The sequence below is a fragment of the Neobacillus sp. K501 genome (genome assembly GCF_053749995.1).
This window is the reverse complement of record NZ_JBSLYA010000005.1, coordinates 207,325-220,912: the sequence shown is the minus strand read 5'-3', so window position 1 is coordinate 220,912 and position 13,588 is coordinate 207,325. Positions and strand designations below refer to the sequence as shown.

Here is a 13,588-nt window from a genome sequence, read left to right as displayed (position 1 = left end):
AGTAAATTACTACAAAGGTAACATGTTATACTGGTACTATACAGAGCCAAAAACATTAAAACTTTATAGTACCAGATTCAAATCGGAGGGATCATCATGTGGTTTCAAGTGGATCGCACTCTTAGCAAAACGTTAACACAGCAGGTATATGAACAACTGCGGCAATATATCCTAAATGGGGATTTGAAAACGGACGAGAAATTACCCTCTACTCGAGAGCTTGCTCATTTACTTGGAGTATCCAGAAATATTTGCTTAGAGGTATATGACCAATTGGCAGCGGAAGGTTATTTAATCGTTCGCCCTAAATCAGGTAGTTTCGTGGCGCCAGGTTCGCTTTTTCTAAATCATCAAGCGAATCCAAGAAAAAATAATACGGAGCTATTTACAAATAAACTCCAAGATATGATTGATTTCAAGGCAGCGACTCCAGCGATGGATCATTTTCCACGAAAAATATGGGGACGACTTGCGAAGGATGTATGTGATGAATCACCAGACACGATTTTCGGATATCAGTCAGCTGAGGGCTTACTGGCATTACGCGAAGAGATTTCCCGTTATATTTTTAGAACGAGAGGTGTCAACAGTGAGCCTCATCAAATCATCATTACCTCGGGAGCAACACAAGCTTTGTCTCTACTCACAGAACTGCTCATTCAAAAAAACAAACTCGTTGCTGTGGAGGATCCCGTGACAGACGAAATGCGAACAATTTTTACTTACGCTGGAGCCAGCCTTTGCCCCATCCCCGTAGATGAAAAAGGTATCAACCCGGATGGTCTATCACAAGAGAACCCGCCTGCTTTTATTTTTGTCCTACCCTCTCATCAGTTTCCGTTGGGGGTTACCTTAACCATTCAAAGGAGGATTCAGTTAATTCAATATGCACGGCAGCATAACTGCTATATTGTCGAGGATGATTATGATAGTGAATTCACCTATGAAGGGACTCCTGTTCATTCGGTTCAGGGACTTGAACCGGAAAAGGTAATCTATGTTGGTACTTTTAGTAAAATTCTATCCCCTGGCTTAAGAATTGGTTATGTTGTGTTACCTCAAGTACTCATTGAACCCTTTAAAAAAATGAAATGGTATACCGACCGACACCATTCCTCCCTCGAGCAGTTGATTCTTACTAGATTTATGCGAGAAGGACATTTTGATCGACACATTCGTAAAATGAAACGGATCTATAAACAAAGACGCGAGTCACTAGTAAAAAATTTAAAAAGCCACTTTCCAGACTGCATCATTTTAGGACATGCGGCAGGGATGCATTTAGTAGTAGAAATCCCTCAAGTCGAGATTCATGAACCATTAATAGACTGGCTTCAAAATTATGGAGTTTTAGTTTATTCTGTCGACCATTACTCACTCGTAAAGGATACCCATAGTAATAAAATGGTGCTTGGATATGGGAGCCTTTCTCTAGAAAAAATAGAAGAAGGCGTTAGGAGGCTTAGAGAAGCGATTGAAAGCTATCAGAACAGACAACAAAGCAGTGAATCAACAAGTAATCAATAAAGACTTGTTGTTTCACTGCTTTTTTAAATCTGATAAAGCTTGCTCCCAGTGTTAAAATAGTGAAATCTGATAGTAAGTTTTCACTATTTCCATGAATTTTTTGGCAGGAGTAGAGACATAATGATTTTCTAACCAAATGACGCCTACAGATGAAGACATAGTGGCATTGCTGATCGGTGTAGAGTAAAGACTTTTAGCTCCATAAACATCAAAAACTGATTTTGGAACAATCGTTGCCCCCATTCCTCCCTTTACCATTTCCATTAATACATGCATACTAGAACACTCCGCAATAATCGTTAGGTCTAGCTCCTGCCTCGAAAAGACTTCAAGAATAGTATCATAGATACCCAGGCCTTCTGTACTTGGAATAATAAGGTCCCACTCAGCAATCTCCTCTAAAGAAATTTCTTGTATTACTTTATTACTTACGAAAACAAATGGCTCATCAATAAGATGATGATAGGATAAACCTCGATGTTCAAGTGGAAGACGTACAAATGCCATTTCAATTGCTCTCGATTTAACCAATTCAGCTAAATAAAAGGAATCATTTAGAACAATTTTTAAGGAAACTAGCGGATAATTCTTGTGGAAGGATTGGATCATTTCCGAAAATCCTAAAACCGATAACGTATTAATCCCCACATGCAGGGCCCCCTTTTTCCCCTCCTCAGTATCCTGTAACTCATTTTTTATTTCTTCGAAACGGTTTATAAGATGTAAAGCATGTTGATAGAGGACTAGGCCTTTATCCGTTAATTCCATACTTTTGCCATTTCGCTCAATTAAATGCACCCCCAGCTCATCCTCCAATTGTTTTAACTGGATGCTTAGCGGTGGCTGTGACATATGTAGTCGTTTTGCCGCAGCTGTTATATTCTTTTCTTCCACTATGGCAATAAAATATCGTAATTGCTTAATGTCCATATTTACACCTTCTATATAAAAAACATATGGTTTTGATATAAATTATATATTTTTCGTATAGTACTTGTCTATGTTACGATAACGATCGAATAAAGAAAACTCGCCGATTGGCGAAGACAGAGGCGTAGTTGCACATATTCCTGTTAGGAGAGATAGACATGGATCGCTTTTTTAAATTACATCAACATAGTACGACAGTAGGAAAAGAATTTTCTGCAGGCTTTATTTCCTATATCACTGCTGTCTACATAATTATTGTCAATGCAACGATTTTGGAAGCAGCTGGAATTCCGCTGGAGGCAGGAATAATCGCGACGATTGTGACCAGTTCTTTTGGATGTATCATTGTTGGATTATGGAGTAATACCCCACTGCTACTCATTCCAGGCATGGGGCTCAATGCAATGTTTACTTTTACAATTGTACAATCTGGGGGATTTACTTGGCAGGAAGCTTTGGCGATGGTATTTGTAACGGGGATAATCTTTGCGGGAATTGCCTTTACACCAATAGCAAAGGTGATTACCTCCTCTATTCCTAATTCCTTAAAAGAAGCCATCACGATTGGGATTGGAATCTTGTTGATCCTCATTGGCTTTGATAACGCTAGAATTATTACGAATTCTAATCACACCTTGCTTGCAATTGGGGATTTAAGCAGTCCCTCAGTGATTACTACCTTTATTGGTTTGATCATTACGGTCTTTTTATTTATTAAAAATATTCCAGGAAACCTTTTATTAAGTATTGTGATCACCTCGATTTTATCCATCATGCTCGGTGGATCTGATTTTGAAGGGATTTCTCTAACATTGCCTTCGTTTCATGAATACCTTGGGGTGTTTGGCCATCTATCGTTTGCACAAGCTGGAAATATCGTATTCTGGTTAACTACTGTCTCTTTCGCAATGGTAGTTGTATTTGAAAATATAGGCTTGATTCATGGTCAGAGTAAAATGCTAAATCGTCCAGAGAGCAGCAAGAAATCTCTTCAAGCTACAGCGGTTTCCGTGTTATCTTCTGGAATCTTTGGAACGAGTCCCACGGTCGCATCTGTAGAATCAGCAGCAGGAATCACCGCAGGAGGAAGAACAGGTTTAACAAGCATTGTAACTGGATTATTGTTTCTTATTTCGATATTGTTTATCCCTCTCATTAAATTGGTACCTGCAAGTGCGGTTTCACCTATTCTAATATTAATCGGGGTTCTAATGCTGCAAAATATCGTTCATATTTCCATGGACGATTTCACTGAAAGCTTTCCCGCATTACTAATCATTGTTTTGATTCCTTTAACCTATAGTATTGCGGATGGCATGGCAATTGGCTTTATTCTATACCCTTTGTTAAAACTCTTCATGGGTAAGGGCAGAGACATACACCCTGCACTTTATATGATTGCCATTCTTTTTATGACCAATTTTGTTATTCAGTACGCGTTTTAAAGAAAAAGCTCAGTGGCCAAAAATCTATATTACCTAAATTGGGGGTTCAAAAATGTACGAGTATAAATTTGTAAAAATTAATCTAAGCAGATGGAATAATGAACCAAAAGAGAATTATCATGAAACAATCGCCAACCACGCAAAGGATGGCTGGCGATTTATCCAAGTTTTCGCTCCAGTTACATCTGGAAATGGTTCTTCTTCCTTTTTTGAACTTATTTTTGAAAGAGCTGTTTCCTAATACATTACTATTCTCATAACCCCTTACTTTCAATTTGTTTGAAAGTAAAGGGGTTATTTTTTATCTAATTAAATGATGTCTTCTATTAATCTCATTTCGAAGCAAATCAATAAAACCTGAATTAACTTTTAATTTTACTGCCTTCACATAAGTTTCAAGTAATAATTCATCGCTGATCCTTTAAATCATGATTTATTCACCTTTTCTCTTTGACACACATTTAAGTATTGTGAATTGTGAGGAAGTTGTGACTCATCACTTTTAACCTTTAGTAGATTTTGTACTAGAATCGAGTTATCTGGTTTATTCCATATTCACCCATACACTCTTCACTTCAGTATAATTTTCCAAGGCATAACTGCCCATTTCACGGCCAATACCGGATTGCTTATATCCTCCAAATGGGCTTGCGGCATCGAAGACATTATAGCAATTTACCCAAATCGTACCGGCTTTAATTCGGTGTGCAAGATAATGAGCTTTCTTAATATCCTGCGTCCAAACACCTGCTGCTAAGCCATAATTTGAGTCATTTGCTTTCTCTACAAGGTCATCAATATCATCAAATGGCATGGCAGCCACAACAGGTCCGAAAATTTCTTCTTTGGCAATGGTCATGGAATGGTTTACATCTGAAAAGATGGTTGGAGCAACAAAATAACCTTGATTGTACGGGATATTCCCCCCTGTAAGTACTTCAGCCCCTTCTTCCATTCCTTTCTCGATATAACTTTTTACACGATTTTGCTGCTGAAGGGAGATCAGTGGTCCCATTGTCGTTTCCTGTAATAAACCATTCCCCTGATTAATGTCTTTTGTCAAAGACACAAGATCGGCTACCACATTATCGTATTGTTTCTTCTGCACATATAAACGGCTTCCCGCGCAGCAAACTTGTCCCTGATTAAACATAATTCCCATCAATGAACCCGGAACCGCTTTGGAAAGATCGGCGTCAGGTAAAATGATGTTGGGGGATTTTCCACCAAGCTCGAGTGTCACTCGTTTTAATGATTGGCTTACCTGACTCATAATCGATTTGCCGACTTTTGTGGAACCTGTAAAAGCAACTTTATCCACTAATGGATGATTCACAAGTGGTGCACCTGCTGCATTACCATAGCCAGGTACAACGTTGACAACCCCTTTTGGGAACCCTGCTTCATTAATCAATTTTGCTAGATATAACGCGGATAGTGGTGTTTGTTCCGCTGGTTTTAACACAACGGTACAACCCGTTGCAAGTGCAGCACCAAGCTTCCATGCTGCCATTAATAAGGGGAAGTTCCAAGGAATGATTTGTCCAACTACACCTACTGCTTCATGACGTGTATAATTAAAATAATTTCCTTGTACAGGGATGGTTTGTCCGACAATTTTGGTTGTCCATCCAGCAAAATAACGAAAATGTTCGATAGCTAATGGAATATCAGCATTTGACGTTTCACGAATTGGTTTCCCATTATCTAGTGTTTCTAACTGTGCAAGCTCTACCTTATGTTCTTCAATTAAATCAGCCAGTTTGTAGATTAAGCGGCTTCTCTCCGCGGTTCCCATTCTAGACCATCTGCCATGATCAAAAGCTTCTCTTGCAGATTTTACAGCTACATCAATATCTTCTGGACCTGCCTCAGCAACATCAGCTATTTTTTCACCCGTTGCAGGATTGACCGTTTCAAATGTTTTACCGGAAATCGAATCTACCCATTCTCCATTAATGAATAGTTGTTTTGGTCCATTCAAAAATTCTATTAATCTAGCTTTTAATTCCCTATCCATTGCACTAACATTTTGCATACATTCCGCCTCCTAATCTATAAAAGAATTTCATAGAAACATAGGGGTATGTATGAATACCCCTGTGTTTTTAAAAAAGATACACCTTACGACATCGAAAGAACAACACGGCCATTAATTTTCCCACTTGCCATTCTGTCAAAGACATCATTAATTTGGCCAAGCGGTTGGACTTCTATATTCGTCCGTACTTTTCCTTGTGCTGCGAATTCGATCGCTTCTTGTAAATCCTTTCTTGTCCCTACTATGGATCCTTTCACGGTTACTCCATTTAATACAGTATCAAAAATAGGAATTGGTAATTCATCGTTTGGTAGACCTACGACAACAAGTGTTCCGCCTCTTTTCACCGAACCGTACGCTTGTTCAAATGCTTTTTTCGTTACGGCAACACTAACTGCAGCCTGAACCCCGCCTACTTGCTCCTTAATTTCTTGAATAGGATCTACTTTTAAGCCATTTATGACAAGGTCAGCACCTAATTCTTTAGCTAATTCCAGTTTGTCATCTTGAATATCAACCGCAATGACATTAAAACCCATCGCTTTCGCATACTGTAATGCAACATGACCAAGACCGCCTATTCCATAAATCGCAACCCAATCACTAGGTTTTGCATCTGCAACTTTTAATGCTTTATAAGTAGTGACCCCTGCACAGAAAATGGGAGATACTTCAGCAAAATCTAGATTCTCCGGAATTTTCACCACGTAGTTTGCCGGAGCCTTACAATATTCTGCATAAGCTCCATCTACTGAATAGCCTGCATTTAATTGATCTGGACATAATGTTTCACGTCCGGTTAAGCAATACTCACATTCACCACAAGCTGAATATAGCCATGGAATGCCAACGCGGTCTCCTACTTTTATGGATGTAACCCCTTCCCCTACCACTTCAACGATTCCAACCCCTTCATGACCTGGAATAAGTGGAAGTTTGGGCTTTACTGGCCAATCCCCATGAGCAGCATGCAAGTCAGTATGACAAACACCACAAGCTTTTATTTTGACGAGGATTTCACCATACTCTAATTCTGGCACTGGTACTTCCTTAATTTCTAATTGTTGTTTAAACTCATTTACCACGGCAGCTTTCATCATTCTGCTATTTCCATTGTTATGATTACACATATAAAACCACTCCTCCTCAAATTCGCATTCACTATTAAATATGCAAAATCTGTGCCAACTTTTAAAACGCTTCCATTACAGGTTTTCTACTTGCTCCTTCTCCTTTAGTGCCGAAAAATCGGCCCGACTCAGCCGTAATTGCGTTGAGAAATGACAATTAATTGTTAGACTCAAATAAGAATCACAAGTTTACAAACACTATTCCTTAGCTCCTTCACCCTTTCACACATAAAAAATCCCCTCTGCTGTAAACCGTGATTTATCAGGTCTACTACAAGGGGATCCTATCATTTGGAGCCATCATTCTTTTATTTATATGCGTTTTCAATCAACATCTATACTTTCGGGTCCGTCTTTTTTTTCGTTTAAAAGGTACCTTAATTTTCTTATTGTAATTTGTAATCTATTGGCCGCTTCTTTTCGATTTCCGTAAGTTTCTTTTAATGTCCGTAAAACAAATGCTTTTCCTATATGCGACTCCAACTGTTTAACTTGAGAAAGAACCTCTTCTAAACGAATTCCATCTTTTTGCTCAAAGACGTTTAGAGTTTGTCTAATCCATTTTTGTAAATAACGTTCGAGATTACTTTCTCGAGTACCTGCATCTACTCGTTTCTTCGTTTTTACTAGAGTAGTCGTTCTGGTAAGCTTACTGTTTAACGGCAAATTGTCTGCCGTAATTCGCGCATGATTAGAATCAGATAATGTCACGACTCTTGTAATAAAGTTGGATAATTCACGGACATTCCCCGCCCATTCATAGTTTTGTAATACTTCCATTGCATCTTCGGAGAAGGAGATATCTATTTTGGGATAGCGTTTTAGACAGTATTCAATTAATAAAGGAATATCTTCCTTTCTTTCCCGTAGAGGAGGAATTTTTAGATGAACAACATTTAGCCGGTAAAATAAATCTTCTCTAAATTTTTTTTGTTGAACGGCTTCCTGAAGGTTTTCATTTGTTGCTGCAAGTAAACGAGTATTGGTATGAAAAATATTTTCACTCCCTACACGCATAAATTCACGTGTTTCGAGGACACGAAGCAGCTTCACTTGGATAGAGGGAGAGGCTTCAGCAATTTCATCAAGAAACAAAGTCCCTTTACTAGCTATTTCAAACAGCCCTTTTCGTTGTTGTGTTGCCCCTGTAAATGCCCCTTTTTCGTGACCAAATAGTTCACTATCTAAAAGTGATTCAGATATTGCCCCACAGTTTACACCGATAAAAGATTCATGACTCCTTCTACTCGCTTGATGAATAAAACGTGATAAAACTTCTTTTCCAGTTCCTGTTTCACCCTCTATTAAAACATTTACATTCTTTCCCGCCACTTTATAAGCCGTTTGGATTAGCTGATTCATCGTCTCATTTTTGCCAACAATAAGTCCCACATCAGTGGCTAAGTCCCGAACATGTTGCAGATCAGAGGTAACATTTGAAACAATCAGATTATCAATTTGCGTTTCTAATAAATCAATATCATCAAACGGTTTTTCAATATAATCACTTGCACCTAACTTAATGGCTTCAACGGCTGTTCTAATGGTACTGTAGCCTGTCATAATGATCGCTATACATCTTGGCTGAAATTTTTTTAAATGCTGTAATAAGGTTAGACCATTCCCATCCGGTAGTTTTAAATCAATCATCGCAGCATGGAAAGCTTGCTGGGTAAAATCTATGTTATAAAAATCCTTTCCACTATTGACAACCTTGACATCGTATCCTTTCGACATAAAAAGGTGCGATAAAAAATGACCAATTTCTATTTCGTCATCAATAATTAATAGGTTTGTCATGACATCACCCCAACATATTTTGATTGCTGCAGAGGCAATTTTAATGTAAATGTACTGCCTTCACTGAGTTGACTGCCCACCTCGATGGTTCCACTATGTGCTTTGGCAATACCTATACTCACTGATAGACCTAATCCCGTACCTTTTTCCGATTCTTTTGTTGTATGAAAAGGATGAAAGATTTCAGATAATCGGTTTTCTTCTATTCCAATCCCGTTATCTATCACGGATAAATGAACTTCATTAGACTGTAGTGATGTTTTTATGATGATTTCCTTGTTTTTTCTTGCAGAATGCTCCACCGCATCCTTTGCATTTAAAAGTAAATTAATGATAATTTGTTCAACCTGTTGTTGGTTTCCCTCAATCAGCGGCAAATCCTCTTGAAGAATGACTTTTATGTTGATCTGATTTTTTTCTAACTGATACTTTAGGAGATTGAGAATTTGTTTTACGGCATCGTTTACAGAATAAGAATCAAACAAGTACTCATCCTGTCGAGAAAAAGTGAGCAGACTTTTAATGATTCGTTTACAGCGATCTCCACAATTTTTTATGTCGTTTAATAGGATATACAAAGGGTCATCCTTGTTTACATTTCTTAATAAAAGTTGAGAATTACCTAATATTGCGGTTAATGGACTGTTTAATTCATGAGCTACTCCTGCTGCCATTTCCCCTATTGCCGCTAGTTTTCCTGAATGGAGCAATTGTACCTCCATTTTCCTTTTTACAGTTACATCCTTGATATAAGCGATTACTCCATAAACGATATGTTCATTATTATAAACCGGATACGTATACAGCTCACAAATAGAAAGATTTTGTAGATGAATTTCTTTATAAGCTGCTTTTTGGGTTTGAAACGTTTCTTTTACAAGTGTTTTACAGTGATCTTCTAATACGAAGAAATTGGATTTTTCACTATTAGCAATAAAGGTTTTTACTGAATCGTTAAACCGAAGAACATTCAAATCTTTATCAAAAACAATAATCATCTCATCAACAGCTTTAAATGTATCCTCCCATTCCTGTTTCGAACGTAATACTTCACTGTATAATTGGGCATTTTCAATGCTAACGGCTAAATGATCAGTAAGTTGCTCTAAAAATGCAAGTTCATCTGTACTCCATTCCGTTCCATCTTTGCGACCGATACTTAAAATTCCAATCCCATTGTTTTTACTATAAATGGGTAGTACCAAAATGGAACTTAATTGAAGACCAGTCAAGTATTTCTTTTCATAAAAGCCATCGACAGCATCCTTTAAATGGCGGAAAATGATTTGCCGATTTTTTAATGCAGACCAATATAGCGAGCATTCTTTTGGTATTGTGGTTTTTATTTCAAGACAGAACTTTTCAGGAAAATCCTTTTTTAAAGTGAGAGTGTCATTGTTTAACATAAAAAAACTCAATCGATCAAAATGAACAAGCATTCTTAATTTATCAATGATGTTATTTAAAATATCTTCTAACGACATATCAATCTTAATACTTTTCATCACTTCATTCATAATTTCTAGCTGCATATTCTTCTTTTTTAATTGCTCCACTGTTTTTTTTAATTCTGTATAATAATTTTTTTTGGAAGAATCTACACCGGTTAAAAGAGCAATCATCTCAAGCTTGTCTTCCAGCATGTTGATTCACCACCTTATAATACTTTTTTTAATAAGAATTTAACTTGTTCAAGACTCATATCACGGGGATTGGTAATCATACATGCGTCTTCTAGTGCTGTTTGACTTATAGACTCAATCACACTTTCGGTAATGCCTACCTCTCGTAACCGTTTAGGTATTCCGATATCAATGGATAGCTCATTTACAAATTGAATAGCGGCATTCCCTGCTTCCCTTTGTGTCAATCCCCTTGCATCAATCCCCATACATTCAGCAATGTCTAAAAATCGTTTAGGAGCTGCAATAAAATTAAAATCCATAACATAAGGTAGTAGAATGGCGTTTATTTCACCATGAGGCAGGGGAAACCTTCCTCCGATCGCATGTGAAATTGCGTGTGCTGCACCAAGGATGGCATTAGAAAAGGCAAGTCCAGCTTGCAAACTAGCCATTGCCATCGCTTCCTTCGCCTCCTCATTTGTTTTAGATGCAACGGAGGGACGTAAATAGGTGGAGACAAGGGTAAGTGCATTTTTAGCCTGTACATCTGTAAGTGGTGTAGCAGCTATGCTGACATATGCTTCAATTGCATGCGTGAGAACATCCATCCCCGTTGCTGCGGTTAAACTACTGTCTTTTGTCACGAGAGTATAGGGGTCAATAATCGCAATATCGGGCACCAATGATTTAGATATGATGGTCATTTTCTTTTTTCGGTTTGAGTCAACAATGATAGAAAATTGTGATACTTCAGATCCTGATCCAGCCGTTGTCATAATCATAATCATTGGGGGAAGCGGTTTTTCAATTTTATCTATCCCCTCATAATCACTGATTTTCCCACCGTTCGTAGCAAGGATGGCAATGGCTTTCGCTACGTCTAACGCGCTTCCCCCTCCAACACCAATAATGGCATCACATTCATTTTCAATAAATGCACGGCAGCCCTTCACAACTTCCGTATCCTTTGGATCCGTGGTTAACTCGCTAAAGGTTGCAAATGGCAAAAAGGATTCTTTGCAGATTTCCATCACTTTTTCCAGCCATCCAGCCTTCGCAACACCAACATCACTTACAATTAATACTTTTTTCGCTCCAAGTCGTAAACAAGCCTCACCCGCTTGCCTTATAGCGTTTTTACCAAAAATAATTTCAGGTGTAATAAATTTATTTATAATCATGATTTTGGGACAATCCTTTCGCGTCGCTCTGAATAAGGGGGTTTTAGCCTTTTTTAATTCACTATGATTAAGATTTCAACCAAACCCAATCGTTGAATAAACAATCACTATTTCTTCCGAATTTACAGAATAGTTCTTATATTACTTATCTATGAAATATGAAAATTCCTGCTTACTTTAAGAATTTCTACTTTCTCGTTTCATAAGTTATGATGAATCACTTCCCAGAAAATCAAAAAACACTCTCAAACATTGATATATCAACATTTGTGAATGTTATATTGTTTATTGTCTTATTGTATTTTTTTAAATAACATAAACAAAATAGCCAATAAATGTTAAACATAGAACATACATGATCGGATGAATTTCACCTGTTTTTTTCATAGCGATCATACTAATTGGGTATAGCACGAACCCTAGGGCAATCCCTGTTGCAATACTGTATGTCAAAGGCATCATAATGATCGTAATAAAGCTTGGAATGACGATGGCCAAATTGCCCCAATGAATCTTGCTAATTTCAGTCGCCATCATAGCACCAACAATAATAAGTGCTGGGGCAGTTACCTCGGGAGTGACAATCGATAACACAGGCGAGAAAAATAAGGAAATAATAAAGCATGCCGAAATAACGATGGATGTAAAGCCTGTCCGGCCACCAGCTGCAATTCCAGAAGAGGATTCAACCATTGAGGCAGTAGTAGATGTACCCAGTACAGCTCCAATAACGGTAGACATTGAGTCAGCGAGGAGTGCTTTCCCCCCATTAGGAATCTCGTTATTCTTCATTAAGCCTGCCTGGCTGGCAATGGCAATCAGCGCACCGGCTGTATCAAAAAATGCAACGAACAAAAACGTAAAAATAACGGCAAGCACTTTTGGTGAAAAGATGTCATCCAAATTTTCGAATACCACACCAAAGGTAGGTTCCAAGCTTGGTATTTTTCCAATGATAGCATCAGGGGTTTTAATAATTCCAAATGTGATACCAATGCTGGTTGACAGCACCATTCCGTAAAAAATTCCGCCCTTTATCCCTTTATTTAAGAGAATAATCGTAATGATAAATCCAGCAATCGCAAGGAGAGTTGGGGCAGATTTGAGATTTCCAATCGCCACAAAAGTGGCTTCATCCGCGATAACAAGCCCTGCATTTTTTAGACCGATAAAGGCGACAAAGAAACCAATTCCTCCAGCAATCGCATGTTTTAAATCTTGGGGAATCACATTAATAATCTTTTCACGGATTTTTAATAAGCTTAGAATTACGAATAATACTCCAGCCATAAATACCCCTGCCAACGCCGTTTCCCAAGGTATTTTCATGCCAATGCATACTGTAAAGGTAAAGAAAGCATTGATTCCCATACTTGGAGCAATGCCAATCGGATAATTGGCGATCAAACCAATGAGAAGCGAGCCAATAATGGCGGATAGAGCTGTTGCCGTGAATAACGCTCCTTTATCCATCCCCGTTTGACTAAGGATGACTGGATTGACGACGAGAATATAAGCCATTGAAAGAAACGTTGTAATTCCCGCCACACTTTCCTGTTTAAAGGAAGTGTTCCGTTCGGAAAATTGAAAGTAGTTTTTCATGTTGTGACCTCCAGATCAAGTAAAATAAAAAAATCCCCCGGCATACTGCCGGAGGAATGTTCTACAAGGTCAATAAATAGTCTACAACTCTATCACTATCATTGCCCCTTGTAGACAGGCCATTTACGGCAGCCCGGTAGAAACGTTCAAGCCATATTCTTGAACATATACAAGGTAAATAAATATAAAATCAATAGAGAAAATACTAACAAGGAACATTTTTTAAGTCAATAACTACAGCCATATTCAGTCTATTAAGTTTATTTCTTTAGAAACTATACATTAGGTGTTCAAAATAGTTAACAAG

11 protein-coding genes and 1 riboswitch are annotated in these 13,588 nt (G+C 38.0%); of the genes, 3 read left to right on the top strand and 8 right to left on the bottom strand.

Annotated features, from left to right (window positions below; translation table 11 throughout):
* Nucleotides 1-96 precede the first annotated feature (96 nt).
* Nucleotides 97-1,527, top strand: coding sequence for a MocR-like pyridoxine biosynthesis transcription factor PdxR (gene pdxR, locus ACWM35_RS13930; protein ID WP_454819380.1), 1,431 nt, complete (start codon nt 97-99; stop codon nt 1,525-1,527).
* A gap of 51 nt (nt 1,528-1,578) precedes the next feature.
* Here the strand turns inward: pdxR and ACWM35_RS13925 are convergent, their stop codons facing one another.
* Nucleotides 1,579-2,457 (bottom strand): LysR family transcriptional regulator, encoded by an 879-nt coding sequence (locus ACWM35_RS13925; protein WP_454819378.1) that lies wholly within the window; start codon nt 2,455-2,457, stop codon nt 1,579-1,581.
* A 158-nt stretch (nt 2,458-2,615) separates the two neighbouring features.
* On the opposite strand from ACWM35_RS13925, the gene ACWM35_RS13920 reads away from it, so the two are divergent.
* Entirely contained in the window at nt 2,616-3,902 is a 1,287-nt protein-coding gene (locus tag ACWM35_RS13920) for an NCS2 family permease (RefSeq protein WP_454819376.1), read from the top strand.
* 52 nt (nt 3,903-3,954) lie between these two features.
* Nucleotides 3,955-4,143, top strand: a complete 189-nt coding sequence (locus tag ACWM35_RS13915; RefSeq protein WP_454819374.1) for a DUF4177 domain-containing protein — start codon at nt 3,955-3,957, stop codon at nt 4,141-4,143.
* 60 nt (nt 4,144-4,203) lie between these two features.
* Here the strand turns inward: ACWM35_RS13915 and sda are convergent, their stop codons facing one another.
* The 7 genes from sda to ACWM35_RS13880 form a co-directional block, all read right to left on the bottom strand.
* Nucleotides 4,204-4,320: a sporulation histidine kinase inhibitor Sda gene (gene sda / locus ACWM35_RS13910; protein ID WP_454819490.1), complete on the bottom strand. Its 117-nt coding sequence runs from the start codon at nt 4,318-4,320 to the stop codon at nt 4,204-4,206.
* Between the two features lie 126 nt (nt 4,321-4,446).
* Nucleotides 4,447-5,922, bottom strand: a complete 1,476-nt coding sequence (locus tag ACWM35_RS13905; protein WP_454819489.1) for an aldehyde dehydrogenase family protein — start codon at nt 5,920-5,922, stop codon at nt 4,447-4,449.
* A gap of 104 nt (nt 5,923-6,026) precedes the next feature.
* Nucleotides 6,027-7,040 carry an alcohol dehydrogenase AdhP gene (adhP, locus tag ACWM35_RS13900; protein WP_454819488.1) on the bottom strand — a complete coding sequence of 338 codons (1,014 nt, stop codon included), beginning with the start codon at nt 7,038-7,040 and terminating at the stop codon, nt 6,027-6,029.
* Between the two features lie 357 nt (nt 7,041-7,397).
* Nucleotides 7,398-8,873 (bottom strand): sigma-54-dependent transcriptional regulator, encoded by a 1,476-nt coding sequence (locus tag ACWM35_RS13895; protein ID WP_454819372.1) that lies wholly within the window; start codon nt 8,871-8,873, stop codon nt 7,398-7,400.
* The gene (locus ACWM35_RS13890; protein ID WP_454819370.1) at nt 8,870-10,516 is read right to left on the bottom strand and encodes an ATP-binding protein; all 1,647 of its coding nucleotides are present in this window, start codon (nt 10,514-10,516) and stop codon (nt 8,870-8,872) included. Before ACWM35_RS13890 ends, ACWM35_RS13895 begins: the two co-directional genes overlap by 4 nt.
* Nucleotides 10,517-10,530: 14 nt before the next feature.
* The gene (locus tag ACWM35_RS13885) at nt 10,531-11,679 is read right to left on the bottom strand and encodes an iron-containing alcohol dehydrogenase (protein ID WP_454819368.1); all 1,149 of its coding nucleotides are present in this window, start codon (nt 11,677-11,679) and stop codon (nt 10,531-10,533) included.
* A 306-nt stretch (nt 11,680-11,985) separates the two neighbouring features.
* Nucleotides 11,986-13,281: an NCS2 family permease gene (locus ACWM35_RS13880; protein WP_454819366.1), complete on the bottom strand. Its 1,296-nt coding sequence runs from the start codon at nt 13,279-13,281 to the stop codon at nt 11,986-11,988.
* A gap of 91 nt (nt 13,282-13,372) precedes the next feature.
* Nucleotides 13,373-13,474: riboswitch (purine riboswitch) on the bottom strand.
* Nucleotides 13,475-13,588 lie beyond the last annotated feature (114 nt).

Coding starts and splice junctions, on each gene's coding strand:
- ACWM35_RS13925 (WP_454819378.1), bottom strand. CDS start 2,457: ATGGACATTAAGCAATTACGATATTTTATTGCCATAGTGGAAGAAAAG.
- pdxR (WP_454819380.1), top strand. CDS start 97: ATGTGGTTTCAAGTGGATCGCACTCTTAGCAAAACGTTAACACAGCAG.
- ACWM35_RS13915 (WP_454819374.1), top strand. CDS start 3,955: ATGTACGAGTATAAATTTGTAAAAATTAATCTAAGCAGATGGAATAAT.
- ACWM35_RS13895 (WP_454819372.1), bottom strand. CDS start 8,873: ATGACAAACCTATTAATTATTGATGACGAAATAGAAATTGGTCATTTT.
- adhP (WP_454819488.1), bottom strand. CDS start 7,040: ATGAAAGCTGCCGTGGTAAATGAGTTTAAACAACAATTAGAAATTAAG.
- ACWM35_RS13890 (WP_454819370.1), bottom strand. CDS start 10,516: ATGCTGGAAGACAAGCTTGAGATGATTGCTCTTTTAACCGGTGTAGAT.
- ACWM35_RS13880 (WP_454819366.1), bottom strand. CDS start 13,281: ATGAAAAACTACTTTCAATTTTCCGAACGGAACACTTCCTTTAAACAG.
- ACWM35_RS13905 (WP_454819489.1), bottom strand. CDS start 5,922: ATGGATAGGGAATTAAAAGCTAGATTAATAGAATTTTTGAATGGACCA.
- ACWM35_RS13885 (WP_454819368.1), bottom strand. CDS start 11,679: ATGATTATAAATAAATTTATTACACCTGAAATTATTTTTGGTAAAAAC.
- ACWM35_RS13920 (WP_454819376.1), top strand. CDS start 2,616: ATGGATCGCTTTTTTAAATTACATCAACATAGTACGACAGTAGGAAAA.